18 protein-coding genes and 1 pseudogene are annotated in these 17,457 nt (G+C 57.9%); 6 read left to right on the top strand and 13 right to left on the bottom strand.

What is annotated here, in order from left to right; translation table 11 throughout:
• Positions 1 to 10 precede the first annotated feature (10 nt).
• From KGB14_RS26595 to tssA, 8 genes are all read right to left on the bottom strand, one after another.
• A complete protein-coding gene (locus KGB14_RS26595) occupies positions 11 to 412 on the bottom strand; it encodes a hypothetical protein (protein ID WP_223490247.1) in 402 nt (133 codons plus the stop codon).
• Positions 413 to 478: 66 nt separating this feature from the next.
• Complete coding sequence (locus KGB14_RS26590) at positions 479 to 862, bottom strand: hypothetical protein (RefSeq protein WP_223490245.1); 384 nt, start codon at positions 860 to 862, stop codon at positions 479 to 481.
• Entirely contained in the window at positions 859 to 1,857 is a 999-nt protein-coding gene (locus KGB14_RS26585; RefSeq protein WP_223490243.1) for a DUF6402 family protein, read from the bottom strand. The genes KGB14_RS26590 and KGB14_RS26585 overlap by 4 nt, the downstream gene beginning before the upstream one ends.
• An 11-nt stretch (positions 1,858 to 1,868) precedes the next feature.
• Positions 1,869 to 2,393 carry a PAAR domain-containing protein gene (locus KGB14_RS26580; RefSeq protein WP_223490241.1) on the bottom strand — a complete coding sequence of 175 codons (525 nt, stop codon included), beginning with the start codon at positions 2,391 to 2,393 and terminating at the stop codon, positions 1,869 to 1,871.
• A gap of 10 nt (positions 2,394 to 2,403) precedes the next feature.
• On the bottom strand, positions 2,404 to 2,811 hold the full coding sequence (tssE, locus tag KGB14_RS26575; RefSeq protein WP_007934529.1) for a type VI secretion system baseplate subunit TssE: 408 nt from the start codon (positions 2,809 to 2,811) through the stop codon (positions 2,404 to 2,406).
• Positions 2,812 to 2,823: 12 nt separating this feature from the next.
• On the bottom strand, positions 2,824 to 4,299 hold the full coding sequence (gene tssC, locus KGB14_RS26570) for a type VI secretion system contractile sheath large subunit (RefSeq protein WP_223490239.1): 1,476 nt from the start codon (positions 4,297 to 4,299) through the stop codon (positions 2,824 to 2,826).
• A 28-nt stretch (positions 4,300 to 4,327) separates the two neighbouring features.
• Positions 4,328 to 4,831 carry a type VI secretion system contractile sheath small subunit gene (tssB, locus tag KGB14_RS26565; RefSeq protein ID WP_010465292.1) on the bottom strand — a complete coding sequence of 168 codons (504 nt, stop codon included), beginning with the start codon at positions 4,829 to 4,831 and terminating at the stop codon, positions 4,328 to 4,330.
• Positions 4,832 to 4,863: 32 nt separating this feature from the next.
• Positions 4,864 to 6,420, bottom strand: coding sequence for a type VI secretion system protein TssA (tssA, locus tag KGB14_RS26560; protein WP_223490230.1), 1,557 nt, complete (start codon positions 6,418 to 6,420; stop codon positions 4,864 to 4,866).
• Positions 6,421 to 7,373: 953 nt separating this feature from the next.
• On the opposite strand from tssA, the pseudogene KGB14_RS26555 reads away from it, so the two are divergent.
• Positions 7,374 to 7,568: pseudogene (locus KGB14_RS26555) on the top strand (DUF6124 family protein); the annotation flags it as partial.
• Positions 7,569 to 7,991: 423 nt separating this feature from the next.
• On the opposite strand, the gene KGB14_RS26550 reads toward KGB14_RS26555, so the two are convergent.
• The 4 genes from KGB14_RS26550 to KGB14_RS26535 form a co-directional block, all read right to left on the bottom strand.
• Complete coding sequence (locus KGB14_RS26550) at positions 7,992 to 9,266, bottom strand: glycoside hydrolase family 68 protein (RefSeq protein ID WP_223490220.1); 1,275 nt, start codon at positions 9,264 to 9,266, stop codon at positions 7,992 to 7,994.
• Between the two features lie 428 nt (positions 9,267 to 9,694).
• Complete coding sequence (locus KGB14_RS26545) at positions 9,695 to 9,970, bottom strand: HU family DNA-binding protein (RefSeq protein WP_003213368.1); 276 nt, start codon at positions 9,968 to 9,970, stop codon at positions 9,695 to 9,697.
• A 190-nt stretch (positions 9,971 to 10,160) separates the two neighbouring features.
• A complete protein-coding gene (locus KGB14_RS26540) occupies positions 10,161 to 11,309 on the bottom strand; it encodes an NAD(P)/FAD-dependent oxidoreductase (protein WP_223490218.1) in 1,149 nt (382 codons plus the stop codon).
• An 18-nt stretch (positions 11,310 to 11,327) separates the two neighbouring features.
• Entirely contained in the window at positions 11,328 to 11,495 is a 168-nt protein-coding gene (locus tag KGB14_RS26535) for a rubredoxin (RefSeq protein ID WP_027926308.1), read from the bottom strand.
• Between the two features lie 200 nt (positions 11,496 to 11,695).
• Here KGB14_RS26535 and KGB14_RS26530 point away from each other — a divergent pair, with 200 nt between their 5' ends.
• Both KGB14_RS26530 and ubiA read left to right on the top strand, forming a co-directional pair.
• Entirely contained in the window at positions 11,696 to 12,259 is a 564-nt protein-coding gene (locus tag KGB14_RS26530; protein ID WP_223490216.1) for a chorismate--pyruvate lyase family protein, read from the top strand.
• Positions 12,259 to 13,149 (top strand): 4-hydroxybenzoate octaprenyltransferase, encoded by an 891-nt coding sequence (gene ubiA / locus KGB14_RS26525; RefSeq protein WP_223490214.1) that lies wholly within the window; start codon positions 12,259 to 12,261, stop codon positions 13,147 to 13,149. Before KGB14_RS26530 ends, ubiA begins: the two co-directional genes overlap by 1 nt.
• Positions 13,150 to 13,206: 57 nt before the next feature.
• Here the strand turns inward: ubiA and KGB14_RS26520 are convergent, their stop codons facing one another.
• Complete coding sequence (locus KGB14_RS26520; protein WP_223490213.1) at positions 13,207 to 13,584, bottom strand: hypothetical protein; 378 nt, start codon at positions 13,582 to 13,584, stop codon at positions 13,207 to 13,209.
• A gap of 152 nt (positions 13,585 to 13,736) precedes the next feature.
• Between KGB14_RS26520 and phoB the strand changes: the two genes are divergently transcribed.
• The 3 genes from phoB to KGB14_RS26505 all read left to right on the top strand — a co-directional run bounded on the left by phoB (position 13,737) and on the right by KGB14_RS26505 (position 17,251).
• A complete protein-coding gene (gene phoB / locus KGB14_RS26515) occupies positions 13,737 to 14,426 on the top strand; it encodes a phosphate regulon transcriptional regulator PhoB (RefSeq protein ID WP_003229608.1) in 690 nt (229 codons plus the stop codon).
• A gap of 74 nt (positions 14,427 to 14,500) precedes the next feature.
• Positions 14,501 to 15,787 (top strand): phosphate regulon sensor histidine kinase PhoR, encoded by a 1,287-nt coding sequence (phoR, locus tag KGB14_RS26510; protein ID WP_263294769.1) that lies wholly within the window; start codon positions 14,501 to 14,503, stop codon positions 15,785 to 15,787.
• A gap of 123 nt (positions 15,788 to 15,910) precedes the next feature.
• Entirely contained in the window at positions 15,911 to 17,251 is a 1,341-nt protein-coding gene (locus KGB14_RS26505; RefSeq protein ID WP_223490208.1) for a hemolysin family protein, read from the top strand.
• Positions 17,252 to 17,457 lie beyond the last annotated feature (206 nt).

The raw sequence follows: 17,457 nt of genomic DNA, 5'->3' as shown, positions 1-17,457 counted from the left end.
GTGTTGGATCTCATGGAAAAAACGTCCTGTAGAGCGCGACCGACAAACCGGCAACCACGTAGCCGGCGACCAGTAAATAAGGCAAAAGCGCCACCCACATCACCATCAATCCGAGCCCGGCAAGTTGCCCGAAGAGCAAAAAGCCCAACCCGCCGACCACCCATGGTGTTGCGTAAAAAGGGATGAACATCAGCGGCGCGCGCCAGATTTTCTTAACGATCTGTTCTTCGGTTGTTCTGCTCAGCGCTCGGGTTGCCCACGCGGCAAAAGCGATATAGGCCGGGACGCCAAATGCGAGGACGTGAAACATCAGGAACTGCTTCCAGTCCAACACTCCCGAGTTCCCCGAAGCCCAGTCGAGAATCATGAGAACCACGAACACGACAACGGGTGTCCACAGGGCAACCTTCAAGAATCTGAAACTACTTAGGCTGATCAATGGCGATCCCACCTAGAAAGATTTCTTGATTTACGAGCTTCAACGACATTCGGGAACCATCCAACTTTCCCAGCCGTCTGCGCCGGGGTACAACACCATTTCTCCTTGAAACTCAGGAGCAACTCCGGCGTTGCCCTCCCTCATCCACAGATACCACTCGGAAGTCTTGAGAAGTTCTCCATCCTTGGTATACACACGATAAAAATACTGACTGCTAAACATTTCCAGAATACGACCTGCCACACCAACAACCTGATAGCTCGGAACATATTTTGCGATATAGCACTCAGCCGAAGGACTCCAATATTTTTTTACTGGCTGCGCAACCCATGAGCTTTGTAGCTTCAATCCAAAAAGGACTAAAACCGGCAGCAGAACGACAAACAAACAAACCAGAGTCGACGTACTAAACTTAGGCTTCATGGTGGTGATACCGCTGGGCGATTAGTTTTTTGCATAAACTCAGCAAAATCCGCAGCTGATAAATAGATAAGAATTGAGGTCGGGATTTTTTTCACGTTGGAGTAGACGAATAAGTCCCCTCCTTTGCCATGCTGTGCCCGGTAGCAGTTAAAGCTATCATTAGTAACCTTGAAGTACTTTTTCCCCTCGCGCTCGACGGTATCAGGCCCGCTGAGGTACTCGTAATAGCTAGGTTTGACGACACCTTCCGAGTTCCAGTAACCCAGCAACTGATCCTTGCCGTCCTCATTCAGGAAATCGTATGTATCACGGATATAGCAACCGACCTCATGAATACGCAGAGAAGCAGCGCTAATCTTGGTTTTAGGTGCTGTGGAAAATTTAGTAACAGCAATTTTTACTATAAAACCACCGAGGGCCCCGTAGATGTCGTCCATCGGGTTATCTTTTTTCTCGGTGACAGACAAACCGATGGGTCTAAAGTTTGCCTGTGTAGTTGTTTCTAAACCTATTGCGTCAAGCCCACTGAAATCATGAACCCCCATGGTGAGATCTTGATTTTGTTCATCAAGGATTCCGAGCTTTCGCATGCGAGTCATAAACTGCAAAAGACCTGGTGTTAGCTGACTTGGAAAACCATTCTTTCGACCAATAACTTCGTTGTACTGACTTGTACTTGTTAGTGTTGCACTCAACGCATCAATAATCACGCCAGTGTGCGGAGATTCACTGCTTAACCAATCAAAGTTCAGGTCCGCAAACAGTTTTTCCTGAGTGATCTTGTCAACTGCAAGACGCCCCTCTTTCTCGTCTGAACTCATGACAAATCCATCACCGTCGAACCAGCGCTGCATGATTCGAGCTGATTCCTTCCAGCCAAGCTTCAACATCACACCGGGAATGTCGGTAATCTTGAAATCTTCAACTGTCGCATCCACGCACTTCGTATCGGACGAAGGAGTGAGTTGAGCCGTGACAGGGGCTGGAGCTGTCATTTGAGAATCCCTTATGCAATCACGAGAGAGGACTGTGGGTCGAACGTAAGCGTGACGCTTTCCGCCAAGTGAGAAGCCATCGCTGCCGTCTTGCCTTGTGCATCCGTGACACCTTTGATTTCCTTTCCTGAAGCTGTGCGCAAGGTATAAGCACGCTCAGCTATGGGAGCTCCAGTTTTGGGATCTCGCACTATAAATTGCTGGGTGAAAGGCCATTGCAGCACTACCGGTAGCGGCGCCACAAACGGCACCGGAGAATGCGAATTCCCGATAATCACCGTCGAAGACCCAGCCGTTACCTTGTTGCCATGAGTACCGACGGAGCCCACGGTCGCCGCCGGTTTACCGTTAATCAAAACAGTCGTCGCAAGATCGCCAACCAGCGCACCACCACACGCCGAGGCATCGCCTTGGCGGGCGGCCGCGAGGCCGTCGAAGAACACGTCGCCGGAACCGGCGGCGATCGGGTTGGTGCCGTGGCCGGGGAGCGGGCAAGCGGTGGGGTCGGTGACGCGTGCTGCGGGTTTGCCGGACATCGGAGTCTCCTTAGTTGACCTTTACTTGACCGCTGCCATCCAGGCGCGCGGCGAAACTGACCTGGCGCTTGAAACCATCAACTTCCAGCAGGCCTTCGATGCTGAAGGACAGGCGAAGCTGATCGTTGTCACGCGGCAGGGAGATGACACGCACGTTGCTCAGGCGCGGTTCGTAGGCTTCGATGAAGCTTTCGATGGCCAGGCGGGCCTGACTCAGGGAGTCGTGCAGGCTCAGGCGCATGTCATTGAGATCGGGTAGCCCGTAATCGGACAGCGTTTGCACGCTGCCCGCACGGGTGCTGAGCATCTTGGCCAGATGGGCAGCCACGGACGCCATGGCGGAAACCTCGCGGCTCCAGCCGACGCGTTTGTCCGCGTCGCCACCCAGGCGTTCGAAAAGGCTGCCGTATCCAGTCATGAGTCGCTCCGCTTACTCTTTGTCCAGCTTGCCAACCAGCGACAGGGTGAAATCGGCACCCATGTACTTGAAGTGCGGGCGCACGTTCAGGCTGACGCGGTACCAGCCCGGCTCACCGTCGACATCGCTGACGATGATCTGGGCAGCGCGCAGTGGACGACGGCCACGGACTTCGGCACTTGGGTTTTCCTGGTCGGCCACGTACTGGCGGATCCACTTGTTGAGTTCCAGCTCGAGGTCGGTACGTTCTTTCCACGAACCGAGTTGCTCGCGCTGCAGCACTTTCAAGTAGTGAGCCAGGCGGTTGACGATCATCATGTACGGCAGTTGGGTGCCGAGCTTGTAGTTCAGCTCTGCAGCCTTGCCTTCAGCGCTGATGCCGAAGGACTTCGGCTTCTGCACCGAGCTGGCGGAGAAGAACGCCGCGTTGTCGGAGCCTTTACGCATGGTCAGGGAGATGAAACCTTCCTCGGCCAGTTCGTATTCACGACGGTCGCTAACCAGGACTTCCGTAGGAATCTTGGTTTCGATTTCGCCCATGCTTTCGAAGTGGTGCAACGGCAGGTCTTCAACCGCGCCACCGCTTTGTGGGCCGATGATGTTCGGGCACCAGCGGAATTTGGCGAAGCTGTCGGTCAGCTTGGTGCCGAACGCGTAGGCGGTGTTGCCCCACAGGTAGTGCTCGTGGCTGTTGGCGACGGTTTCTTTGTACACGAACGATTTGACCGGGTTTTCTTCCGGATCGTACGGGTTACGCAGCAGGAAACGCGGCACGGTCAGGCCCACGTAACGGGAGTCTTCCGACTGACGGAAGCTCTGCCATTTGGCGAATTGCGGGCCTTCGAAGTGATCTTTCAGATCTTTCAGGTCCGGCAGGCCGGTGAAGCTTTCCAGACCGAAGAATTTCGGGCCGGCCGCAGCAATGAACGGCGCGTGGGACATGCAGGCTACGCTGGACACGTACTGCATCAGTTTCACGTCCGGCGAGCTTGGGGACATGTAGTAGTTGGCGATGATCGCGCCAACCGGCTGACCACCGAACTGACCGTATTCAGCGGTGTAGATGTGCTTGTACAGGCCCGACTGCATCACTTCCGGCGAATCTTCGAAGTCGTCCAGCAGGTCGTCCTTGGAGACGTTGAGGATTTCGATCTTGATGTTTTCGCGGAAATTGGTGCGGTCGACCAGCAACTGCAGGCCACGCCACGACGATTCCAGGGACTGGAAGTCCGGGTGGTGCAGGATTTCGTCCATCTGACGGCTGAGCTTGGCATCGATCTCGGCGATCATGCGGTCGACCATGGCCTTCTTGACCGGCTCACCGTTGTTCTGCGGCTTGAGCAGCTCTTCGATGAATGCCGACACACCGCGTTTGGCGATGTCGTAGGCTTCGTCGTCCGGGGTCAGGCGGGTTTCGGCGATGATGCTGTCGAGAATGCTGTACTCGCCGTTCTCGTTGCTCTTTTGCTGTGCTGCGCTAGTGCTCATGGTGTTGGCTTCCTTGGCTGATAGAGACTCAGGCGTCCTGGGCTGCGGCGTTCAAGCCCAGCTCACCCAGTACGCGACCGCGGGATTCATCGTCGGCGAGCACGCCTTCGATGGCTTTGCGGAACGCAGGCGCGTTACCCAGCGGGCCTTTGAGGGCCACCAGCGCGTCGCGCAGTTCCATCAGTTTTTTCAGCTCAGGCACTTGCTCGACCAGCGAGGCCGGGTTGAAGTCCTTCATCGAGTTGACGCGCAGTTTCACGGCCAGCTCTTCAGTGTCGCCTTCTTCCTGAAGACGGTTCGGCACGCTCAGCGTCAGGCTCAGCTCTTGCTTGGCCAGCACTTCGTCGAAAGTCATTTTGTCGATGCTGATCGGCTTGCGATCTTCGACTTTGCGTTCGTCCTTGCGGTGGGTGTAGTCACCGATTGCCAGTAGTTTCAGCGGCAGTTCAATCTCTTCCTGAGCACCGCCGGTGGCGGGTTTGAAGGTGACGTTGATGCGTTCCTTGGGGGCTACCGAGCCTTCTTTGGCCATGGCTTTTCTCCTTGCGGTTGTGGCCCTGGGGCCTATTCGAGTACCACTTCGAGATCGAGGTGGCACAGCCTGCGATAAATCTCTTCCTTGCGTTCACGCACTGCATGGTTCTGCGGTAACAACTCGCAGCAGCTATGCAGCAAATGCAGCACTTCCAGCGCAAGATCGGGCTCCCAGGCGTGCAGGCCTGAGTCCTGTAATGTTTGGTCGAGGGTCTCGAGTTGGGTCTTGGCCAGTTCGTATTTCTTGGCCATGAAACACAGCCGCGCGAGGGCGAACTGCCAGAAGAATCGAACCCGCCCGCCGTGGGCACTTTGCAAGCCTTGCTTGAGAATCTGCACGGCGGCCTTGAGGCCGTCCTTGCGCAGAATCGGCAAGACTTCTTCCAGGGCCACTTCCCAGGCCGGCTGGGTATCGGCGACTTCGACCTTGCGCGGCGCACTGGCGCTTTGCAGGTGCGGCATGACGTGGGCGCCGATCCAGGCGCGGGTGGCCGGATCGGCGAACGGCGCGCCGTCATGGAAACGCAATTCGATGATGCCGGGCAGGCGCTGAACCAAAAGCGCGAAGTGGATTTCCACTTCGCGCATTGCCATCTCGGCGTTCAGCCCCTGAAGGCATTCCCAGACCATTCGCTGGCCATCGAACCAGAACGGCGCCTTCGCCAGGCTCGCCTCCAGTTCTACCAGCAGATCAGCGTATTTCCCTTGGTCGTAACGGTCCTGATAGGCCTTGAGCTTGTCCGCCGGCAAGCCACGCAGAACGGTGATCTGCTCGGCATTGCGCTCAGGCACCGCGTCGATGGGCAACCACAACAGCGTGCGATTGAGGCGCAAGGCGCGCAGGTCGGTGGCTTTCTGCTTGAGCCACCAGGCACACAACGGACGAGCATTTTCCTGCTGGGCGCGCAGGGCCTTGTGGGCTTCTTTCTCGTTGTCGATCGGTGCGCCGGGGGTGAACAGCTGCGTGGCGGCTTGTTTGACCTGGGCCACCGCGGCGCCCACCACGCCGGGTTCCGGCTGGTTGTCGGCGGCGCGCTGGACCATGTTTTTCAAGCGACGGGAGATCGGCAGCAGCAACGGCGCGTCATCGCCCAGATGCTTGGTGCACGCGGTGTCGAGGCCTTCCAGGTGCTCGACCATACGGCGAAACAGCGGCAGCTGCTCTTTGATTGCGACGTTTTCGTTCAGCACCTGCTCAAGACGCGGCACCAACCAACTGATGGCAGCAGCGCGAGTGCGGGCCTTGTTCGGATAAACTTCAGCCCAGTGGTTTTCACAGAGGTGGTGCAACAAACCGAGGCCGGCCAGCAGCCCCTGGAAGGATTCACGCTGGTACAGCGCCCAGGTCAGCCAGGCGCCGACACGCAAATCCTTGGACTGAGTGCGCAGCAGGTTTTCACTGTTTTCGCGGATTTTCAGCCAGTCGATCTGACCGCTTTCGTGCATGGACGAGGCTTTACCAAGCTCGCTTTCCAATGCCTCATATTCGCTCGAAAAGCGAACATCCTCGCCCGCGAAATTCTCTGCTGAAACAGAGGCTTTTGCGAGTTCAAGGTAATGAGCGGAAAGTTTGCTTGAGTAGGACATCCATGGCCTTTAATTAGGATTACGGTCATACGGCCATTGGAGTTGCAATGGTGCCGGACAGTATCAAAGAGCTGCGATGAGTCTCATCCAATTGAGGTTCGTGCTCTTTCAAGTGCGCGCATCCTAATCACAATGATGGCCACTAGCAAGCATCCGATTAAACAACAAGACGAAGTGTTCTCTGTTTCTCGTAGGAGATTACCCTATATGTGACAGGGGAATCCCTGACGCCTGGCTGGCCTTCCCGTCTTCGACGCATCGCCCCGCAACCGTTGAGCCAGAGCGGTTCGTCAAACCTGCCTGTAATCACTGAACACTCAGACGCTGAAGCAGGACCAAGCATGACAAAAATAAGAAATGATAAATGTAGGAGTTTTCCGAAAAGTTACAGTCATCCACGGACAAATCGATGATTGACAATAATCAATCAAGAGGAGCCATCAAAATGATAGCGCCTTATATTCCACCACCCACCCGAATGCAGCCATGCACCACAGAGTTGCGTGAGCTTCACCACCCAATTGCTTAAATTGCCCCAAACTTCATTGCCTCTGAACACATGTATCGAATGCCCTTAACGTATTACTGACGCCAATATTCTGAAATTCGGATATTTCGGACCGTGTTTCGAGCTCCTTCCTACATAAATCCCTTTGATGCCTTGTTGCGCGCTCGGCAGTTTGCGCTGCTTACACCGGGCATGCCTGGGCACTGCGATTTGTTTCCTCGTTCAGCTTAAGGGCGAGCTAAAAAAGCAAGAAGGTAAATCCGGCAGTCAGTATCGGCCCTAGTCCGAATCATCCAAAACTCCGGTCGGTAACTTGATTCCCGTCACTGATCATCAGTGGCCAGGTTTAGTCGCCTGCCGGTAATTGAAGTTGCACAAGCTTCCGTCAGACAGGTATCTCATACCTGCATTTGATGGTGGCTGTGCGCAGGGCACCTCCGGGTGCGCCGACCTCGCCGACGATGTGGACGGCCCACACCGCTCCGTTGCCCTGGCGCTCAGCCGCATGACCGACGGGGTACGTTTGTTGGTGGAACGAGCGCTGGATCATCTGGATGAGCCGGAGATAGCGGCGATTCTCGCCAGCAAAAAAACCGAGTCAGTTGATCGACCAAGAAAAAAAGTACTCCGCCACCCATAAAAAAATGGTTCTTCCCCGGAAAACCGTGAAGAACCTTTTTATTGGAGCGCCAGACATGGCGAATAGCGCCGTGACTGGCGCTGTTTGGCTCACCGTGGTGGTGAGTTGGATGACTTGGAGGTAGAAGCCCTTTACACACCCGGCAAGAGCAAGTGCTCGCCAGAAGCAAGGGTGTCGCGGGTGACTGCGATTCTGAAGGAAACGCGAGACAAAATGCTGGCCTGACGAACAGGAGGCGGCAGCGGAGGGAAGATATTCGTTACTGGCTGCATCCTTGCAGCCAGTAACGAAGGGTTGTTACTACACATTATTCAATGGGGCTTGCGATCAACGTCGCAGTGAATCAGGCGGGATATCTCGATCATACCCACAACGGTTTTTTCATCGACCTCAAACCCGCTGCCTGAAAGCCCTGTATCGCTATTACTTGAGCGTGACGTCCAGCATCGGCGGGATATAGCCGTAGTCGTACTCGGCCACCACGAACGTCTGCTGCCCTTTTATCTTCATGCCCACCGTCGGTGCCTCAGTGCCGCCGATACGAATCTGCGTGCCGGTTGCGTCAGTCGGTACGCTGTCGATAAAGGAGGTCACCAGGCCGTTGGGCATCACGTAGTGCGAGTAGGTCTGGAACGGCTGAGAGGACGGGTTGCCCAGCACCAGGCCGGAACCGTTCAACGGCACGTAAGGGCCGAACAGCGAATCCGCGACAAAACCGTACACCCCGTCCGGCCCGGTCACACCGTCGGCATAGGTGAACGTATGGCTGATGGTGAACAGGTAGTACTTGCCGTCCTGGAACACGAAGTGCGGGCGTTCCGTCTGGTCGTTGACCCCCACGGCGGTCAGCAGCGGCGGTAGCATTTCCCAGTCGTCGCCGTCCGCGTCACGGGCCACGGCGATGCCGACACAGGCAGTCTGAAAGCGCGAGTTGCCAACGTTCTCATAACCCGGCGGCACATCGCCAATTTCCGCTTCGCCCACCTTGTGCGAGCCGCGCTCGCCGGCCACGTTGCCCTCGAACAGCATATACAGCTTGCCGTCCTTCGGGTCGCGGAATGGCCATGGATCACGGAAGCCCCAAAAGGCGTTCTGTGCTTCGGTCTGGTACATCTTGCCGTCGGCCTCGAACAGCGGCTTGACCTTCTCGAAGCCGACCATGCTGACGCCATGTTCGGTGGTCACCACCCGGCCCCGCACCTTGACGATGGTCGCGCCCGGGGTGACGGCGGTGTAATACAGGTCCACCTCACCCTGGTCGTTCAACAGGATTGGCGTACCGGCCCATTCGCGAGCGGTCGGCGAAACCCCTTCAGCCATCACACGGCCGCCGAGTTTCCAGTCCTTGCCGGTACGAGAAAACCAGTAGTACATCTTTGCCCGACCGTGGCGGTCGTTCCAGTCGCGGGTGATGTCGTAGTTGCCGTTCTCGTCGATGTACTCCGGGTCGTTTGGATGACGATCGGCAGTCAGGGTGAAGATCACCGACCAGCCATCGACGGACGTCACGTTACCGTCCAGGTCGCGCAGCGGCATGGTGTCCCAGATGAACACTTCGTTGTTCAATACCGGGAAATCCGCGCTGACCAGCGGCTGAGTGGTGGTGGGATCGTCTGCACGGACTTTCAGTGCATCAGCGCGGGTCCAGAGGCTGGATTGATGGGGCGTTTTGCCGAATTTATCAGTGTTGCTTTGCATAGGGTAATACCTCGTCCATGAATGAATTCGAATAAATATTCGATCAAAAAAATACTGTATATGCATACAGCAAATTAACTTTAAGAGACTCGACCTTGCGGGTCAAGAAAAAAATGCATTTATGCATAATTTGATATTTTGCTGAAGCTGATACGTTTCAGCTTGCGAGGTTTCCAGAAGTTTATTCTCGACCAGTTCGGCGACGTTGCTTGCAAAAGAGGTGTTTTGAACCGCTGGTCGGTCGAGGGGGGCGCGTCACCTGATGCAACGGGCGGAAGCAGGCCTGGGTGGATCAGTCAACTGAGTCAGCGCATCCTGCGCAAAGCCCGGCACAAGGCCGTGAAGAACCCAAAAAAAATGGGCACCCAACCTCGTTGGCGTGCCCATTTTTTATCCCGCTCACCCGCCAGGCGGGTAGTCGGTGCGTGTTACGGATTAACGCTGTCTTTCAATGACTTGCCTGGCTTGAAGGCGACGGTGTTGCTGGCTTTGATTTTGACGGGCTCACCGGTCTGCGGGTTTTTGCCCGTACGTGCACCGCGATGGCGTTGCAGGAAGGTCCCGAAGCCCACCAGCGTGACGCTGTCTTTGCGGTGCAGAGCGCCGGTGATTTCTTCGAGAACGGCGTTGAGAACGCGGTTGGCCTGCTCTTTGGTGAGGTCTGCTTTTTCAGCGATTGCAGCGGCGAGTTCTGGTTTACGCATTAGTGAAGCCCCTTTGACGGTTTTTTGTTGTTATGTCCGTGCCGTTCTCGTTGGAACAGCGCCTAAGGCGCCGCAGGCTCTACTCTGCGGCAGACGGGAATGAGGATGGCACGCGCGCAAGAGTGGCGCCAGTCTCCTCGCGACCTTTGTAGGGGCAAAAGCGGGGTGATTCCGACAGAACGACCGGCATTTACGCCAGCAGAGCGGGAAGCTCCTTGTTCAAGGCGAGTTTTTCCATCACCGCCGCGCCGGTCAGGGCATAGCCCAGCAGTTTCCCGGCGTTATCACGGCACAACACCTTGATGTCCGCGCCCTGCCCTTCGACCGTCCAGACGCCCTCCGCGCCCCGTGGCGGCGGCGAAACCACCAGTGGGCAGACCGGGGTTTTCACGGTGATCGGCATCGGGCCATAACTCACTGCCGTAGGGTTTCCGGCGAGGGTCTGGGCCAGCGCTCTCGCACAGCTCATGAGGGGCATCACGTACAGCAGATTCAGCCCATCGACCTCGGCGCAGTCACCCAAGGCGTAGATGTTGGCGTGAGAGGTTTTCAGGTGACGGTCCACCACCACGCCGCGGTTGACCTGCACCCCGGCAGCCGCAGCCAGATCGATGCGCGGACGCAGACCGATGGCCGACACCACCACATCGCAAGCAATGACCTGGCCGTCGGACAGATGCGCTTCCAGGCCATCAGCCACTCGTTGCAGGCGATTGAGCACCGGCCCGAGGTGGAAGCGCGCGCCCAGGCTTTCCAGGCCGGCCTGGACCGCAGCGGCCGCCGCCGGGTGCAGCAAGGTCGGCATGACCTGTTCACACGGTGCAACCAGTTGCACCTCGTAACCACCGAGGATGAGGTCATTGGCGAATTCGCAGCCGATCAAACCGGCGCCGAGCAACAACACCCGACGCTTGCCGGCCGCGGCCGCGCGAAAGCGTGCGTAATCTTCAAGGTCGTTGATCGGGAAAACAGCGTCCGCCCCATCGCCTTCGATCGGCACTCGCACGGTTTCCGCGCCCCAGGCCAGGATCAGATCGCGGTAGATCACCGCTTCCTCACCAATCCACAGGCGCTTGTGGCCTGGATCGATACCGCTGATGCGGGTGTGGGTGCGCACTTCGGCCTTCAATTGCTCGGCCATGGCGCCCGGTTCGGCCATGCTCAGGCCATCGGCGTCTTTATTCTTGCCGAAGCCGGTGGAGAGCATCGGCTTGGAGTAGGAGCGTCCGTCATCTGCGGTAATCAACAGCAGCGGGGTTTCGCCATCGAGTTTGCGAAACTCCCGGGCCAGGTTGTAGCCAGCCAGCCCAGTGCCGACGATCACGACAGGTGCGTTCATTCCTTACTCCTTGGATTCTTAGTTGATTTCGATCATTTCGAAATCCATCTTGCCCACGCCGCAGTCCGGGCACAGCCAATCTTCCGGCACGTCCTGCCACGGCGTGCCCGCCGCAATACCGTCGTCCGGCCAGCCGTCGGCTTCGTTATAGATCAGGCCGCAGACCACACATTGCCACTTTTTCATTCAGGTACTTCCTCAGGATTCAGGCTTTTGCCGGCGCGAACGGTAGATAGGTGAAGTGTTGCCGTCCGGCTCAGGGGCGTTTTGTACTGATCGGGCCCGGCAGATGCAAGCCTGTTCGGCGCAACGGCAGGCCGGTCAATCAAAGTCTTCGCCTGACATGGTAAGCTCGCCGCCTCATTTGCTGCCAATAATGACTCACTGTGCCGCACTCAAAAGCCCCCTCCCCGACGCTGGCCTGGCGCTCTCGAAGCCAACTGATACCCCTTCCCGACACGTCTACGCTCGACTGGTTGTTCGACGAAGGATCGCTGACCCGCCGCTTGATCCGCCTGTCGAATAACGGTTTCAGCGTCACGCCGCTGTTCGAGGGCTGGCAATCGCTGCGCGCCGACGAATGTGCTGCGCTGCAGCTGACCGAAGGCAGTGAAGGCTGGGTGCGCGAGGTGTATCTGCGCGGGCACGGCGAGCCTTGGGTGTTTGCTCGCAGCGTGGCGGCGCGTAGCGCATTGCAGGGCGATGGGTTGCACATGGACGAACTGGGCAGCCGCTCCCTGGGCGAATTGCTGTTTTGTGATCAGGCGTTTCAGCGCCGGGCCATTGAGGTTTGTCACTATCCTCAAGCATGGTTGCCGGTGGATGCTCAGGCGCCTGAACTGTGGGGCCGGCGCTCGCGTTTCGATCGCGGCCACTTGAGCGTGCTGGTGGCCGAGATCTTCCTGCCGACATTGTGGAACGCCACCCGCGCCCATCCGGAGAATTGCTGATGTACCAGAGCCTGCTCAAGTCCCTGAATCGCTTGAATCCACGGGCCTGGGACTTCATTCAGCTGACCCGCATGGACAAGCCGATCGGCATTTACCTGCTGCTGTGGCCAACGTTGTGGGCGCTCTGGATTGCCGGTAAAGGTTCGCCTTCATTGGCCAATATCGTGATTTTCGTGCTCGGCGTGGTACTGACCCGTGCCGGCGGTTGCGTGATCAACGATTGGGCCGACCGCAAGGTCGATGGCCATGTGAAACGCACCGAGCAGCGGCCGCTGGTGAGCGGCAAGATCAGCTCTAAAGAAGCCCTGGTGTTCTTCGCGGTGCTGATGGGCGTGAGTTTCCTGCTGGTGCTGTGTACTAACGCGAAAACAGTTTGGCTGTCGCTGGGCGGCTTGGCCCTGGCCTTCACTTACCCGTTCATGAAGCGCTACACCTATTACCCGCAAGTGGTGCTGGGCGCGGCGTTCTCCTGGGGCATGCCGATGGCGTTTACCGCCGAAACCGGTGAACTGCCGGCGGTGGCCTGGTTGCTGTGGATCGCCAACCTGTTGTGGACCGTGGGCTACGACACCTATTACGCCATGACCGACCGCGATGACGACTTGAAGATCGGCGTGAAATCCACGGCGATTCTGTTTGGCGACGCCGACAGAGTGATCATTCTGACCCTGCAAGGGCTGGCGTTGGGGTGCCTGCTGCTGGCGGGCTCGAAATTCCAGCTCGGCGGCTGGTTCCACCTCGGGTTGCTGGCGGCGGCGGGTTGTTTTGCGTGGGAATTCTGGTACACCCGCAGCAAGGACCGGATGCGCTGCTTCCAGGCGTTTTTGCACAATCACTGGGCCGGGTTGGCGATTTTTGTCGGGATTGTGCTGGATTACGCGCTGCGCTGAAGGCAATGAGGGCAGATCCGCTCCCCGTGACCCAGTCCGAGGAGCGGATTACACGGGTCAGTGCTTCGGCATGTGCCACATATCTTTGTAACCTTCGCCCTTCATATCGCCAGGCTTCATGTCCATTTTGTAGGTGTACATCGGCTTGCCGTCATAAGCCCACTGCATCTTGCCGTCATCACGCTTGATGATCGTCCATTCACCTTCGGCCTTGGCACCCGCCGGAGCCATCATCGGTGGCCACATCTCGGCGCAACCGGCATTACACATCGACTTACCGCCAGTGTCCTTGTCGAACGTGTAAACGGTCATACCCTTGTGGTCGACCATCACGCCGTTTTTCATCATGGCCGGTTCGGCGGCAAAGGCCAGGGACGGCAACGTTAGCGCAGCCGCGACCAGCAGGGCTTTCCAGGATTGAGCAATGTGATTCATGAAAACCTTCCTTTTGTGGTTGTCAGGGTTCGGACTTAGAGCTTAGTTCAGGATCACGGCAATCGCAGGACGGCTAAAATACTGTCACACGACTGCAATAATTCCGTTATCTAATGCGGCGCAAGACAGTTAAATGACAAGAGGATAAAGGCATGGTTGGCAGGAGCATTCTGATCGTCGACGACGAAGCGCCCATTCGCGAAATGATCGCCGTTGCGTTGGAGATGGCCGGCTATGACTGCCTGGAGGCTGAAAATTCCCAGCAGGCCCATGCCATCATCGTCGACCGTAAACCGGACCTGATTCTGCTCGACTGGATGCTGCCCGGTACCTCCGGCATCGAATTGGCCCGCCGTCTCAAGCGCGATGAACTGACCGGGGACATCCCGATCATCATGCTTACCGCCAAGGGCGAAGAGGACAACAAGATCCAGGGCCTGGAAGTCGGCGCTGATGACTACATCACCAAACCGTTTTCCCCGCGCGAGCTGGTGGCGCGCCTGAAAGCCGTGCTGCGTCGCGCCGGCCCGACCGATGGCGAAGCGCCGATCGAAGTCGGTGGCCTGCTGCTGGACCCGATCAGCCACCGCGTGACCATTGACGGCAGGCCCGCCGAGATGGGCCCGACCGAGTACCGCTTGCTGCAATTTTTCATGACCCACCAGGAACGCGCCTACACCCGTGGCCAGTTGCTGGATCAGGTCTGGGGCGGCAATGTCTACGTTGAAGAGCGCACCGTCGACGTGCATATCCGGCGTCTGCGCAAGGCCCTCGGCGATGCCTATGAAAATCTGGTACAAACCGTGCGCGGCACCGGCTACCGGTTTTCCACCAAGGCCTGAGCCGACCGCCAGGCTCGCTGACAAGGACGCATTTTTCCGTGAACCAAAACTGGCATGGCACCCTGATTCGCCACATGCTGTTGCTGGTCACCGCCTGCCTGGTGATCGGCCTGATTTCCGGCTATTACGGCTGGAGCCTCGCCGTGGGCCTGGGCCTGTATCTGACCTGGACGCTCAAGCAACTGCTGCGTCTGCACGAGTGGCTGCGCCTGCACAAACCCGATGAAGCACCACCCGATGGCTACGGCCTGTGGGGCGAGGTGTTCGACAGCATCTACCACCTGCAACGCCGCGACCAACGGGTACGCGGGCGCCTGCAAGCAGTGATCGATCGGGTCCAGGAATCCACCGCCGCGCTCAAAGACGCGGTGATCATGCTCGACAGTGACGGCAACCTGGAATGGTGGAACCGTGCCGCCGAAACCCTGCTCGGCCTCAAAACCCCTCAGGACAGCGGCCAGCCCGTGACCAACCTGGTGCGCCATCCGCGCTTCAAGGAGTACTTCGAGCAGGAGAGCTACGCCGAGCCGTTGGAAATTCCTTCTCCGATCAATGATCGCCTGCGCCTCCAGCTGTACATCACCCGCTACGGCAATAACGAACACTTGATGCTGGTGCGCGACGTGACGCGTATTCATCAGCTGGAACAGATGCGCAAAGACTTCATCGCCAACGTGTCCCACGAGCTGCGCACGCCGCTGACGGTGATCTGCGGCTACCTGGAAACCCTGCTCGATAACGTCGAGGAAGTGAATCCGCGCTGGACCCGCGCCTTGCAGCAGATGCAGCAACAAGGCGGACGCATGCAGACGTTACTCAACGATTTGCTGCTGTTGGCCAAACTGGAAGCCACCGATTACCCGTCGGACAACCAGCCCGTATCCATCGACAGCCTGTTGAAATCGATCAAGAGTGACGCTCAGCAGTTGTCCGGACAACGCAATCAGCACATCACCCTGGAAGCCGACCCGACGATTCTGCTCAAGGGCAGCGAAGCCGAATTACGCAGCGCGTTTTCCAACCTGGTGTTCAACGCCGTGAAATACACCCCGGCCGAAGGCAATATCCGCATTCGCTGGTGGGGCGATGAACAAGGTGCGCACTTGAGCGTGCAGGATTCGGGCATCGGCATCGACAGCAAACACCTGCCGCGCCTGACTGAACGTTTCTACAGGGTCGATTCCAGCCGCAACTCCAACACCGGCGGCACCGGGTTGGGGCTGGCAATCGTCAAACACGTACTGCTGCGCCATCGGGCGCGTATGGAAATCAGCAGTGTGCCGGGGCACGGCAGCACGTTTACCTGCCATTTTGCGCCGGCCCAGGTGACCAAATCCCGGGTTATCAGCGCCGCCGATTGATACCGGCCAGCACTAGCCACTAGGCAAGCCCCCAGTCAGCCGCTACATTGGCTGACTTGTGCCTGCCCTTCAGGCACCGCATTTCCTCCTTTTTTGAATACACGGAACCCGCAAAACTCCATCATGGACCCTTCCCCTGGCTTGACCCTCGCGACACTCTTCGCCGATTTCGGCATGATTCTTTTTGCTCTGATCCTGGTTTTGCTCAACGGTTTTTTCGTTGCGGCGGAATTTGCCATGGTCAAATTGCGCTCGACCCGGGTCGAGGCCATCGCTGATAAAAACGGCTGGCGCGGACACATTCTGCGCACCGTGCACAGCCAGCTCGATGCCTACCTCTCGGCCTGCCAACTGGGTATCACCCTCGCCTCGCTGGGCCTGGGCTGGGTCGGTGAACCGGCGTTCGCGCACATCCTCGAACCGGTGCTGAGTGCCGTTGGCGTAGAGTCCGCCGAAGTGGTCAAGGGCGTGTCGTTCTTCACCGCGTTCTTTATCATTTCGTACCTGCACATCGTGGTCGGTGAGTTGGCCCCCAAATCCTGGGCCATCCGCAAACCCGAGCTGCTGTCGCTCTGGACCGCCGTGCCGCTGTACCTGTTCTACTGGACCATGTACCCGGCCATTTACCTGCTCAACGCCAGCGCCAACACGATTCTGCGAATCGCCGGCCAGGGCGAGCCCGGCCCGCACCACGAGCACCATTACAGCCGTGAAGAACTGAAACTGATCCTGCACTCCAGCCGTGGCCAGGACCCGAGCGACCAAGGCATGCGCGTTTTGGCTTCGGCGGTGGAAATGGGCGAGCTGGAAGTGGTCGACTGGGCCAACTCCCGGGAGGACCTGGTGACGCTTGAGTTCAACGCGCCACTCAAGGAAATCCTGGCGATGTTCCGTCGCCACAAGTTCAGCCGCTACCCGGTGTACGACAGCGAGCGCCAGGAGTTCGTCGGCCTGCTGCACATCAAGGATTTGCTGCTGGAACTCGCCGCCCTGGATCACATTCCCGAGTCGTTCAACCTCGCCGAACTGACCCGGCCGCTGGAGCGCGTGTCGCGCCACATGCCGCTGTCGCAGTTGCTGGAGCAGTTCCGCAAGGGCGGTTCGCACTTCGCCCTGGTCGAAGAAGCCGATGGCAACATCATCGGTTACCTGACCATGGAAGACGTGCTGGAAGTGCTGGTAGGCGACATCCAGGACGAACACCGCAAGGCTGAGCGCGGGATCCTCGCGTATCAGCCGGGCAAGCTGCTGGTGCGGGGTGATACGCCGCTGTTCAAGGTCGAGCGCCTGCTGGGCATCGACCTGGACCACGTCGAAGCGGAAACCCTCGCCGGGCTGGTCTACGAAACCCTGAAACGGGTGCCGGAAGAGGAAGAAGTGCTGGAAGTCGAAGGCTTGCGGATCATCATCAAGAAGATGAAAGGGCCGAAGATTATTTTGGCGAAGGTGTTGATGCTCGATTAAGTGCAATGCGGGAAACCGCATTGCTCCCAAAAGATCGCAGCCTTCGGCGGCGCCCTAAGGCGCGTAGGAGCTGCCGAAGCAGACTGTGTGAAAACGCAATATTAGCGGATCAAGCAAACGCCCCGACTTGTTCGGGGCGTTTGCTTTTGTGCGGGAAGCAGACGAAAAAAGGCTTTTCAGCCCATTAACGCCATCATTTTGGGGAC

It is taken from the genome of Pseudomonas sp. A-RE-19, assembly GCF_019956555.1.
GTDB lineage: Bacteria > Pseudomonadota > Gammaproteobacteria > Pseudomonadales > Pseudomonadaceae > Aquipseudomonas.
This window is presented reverse-complemented; position numbering and strand designations above follow the sequence as displayed.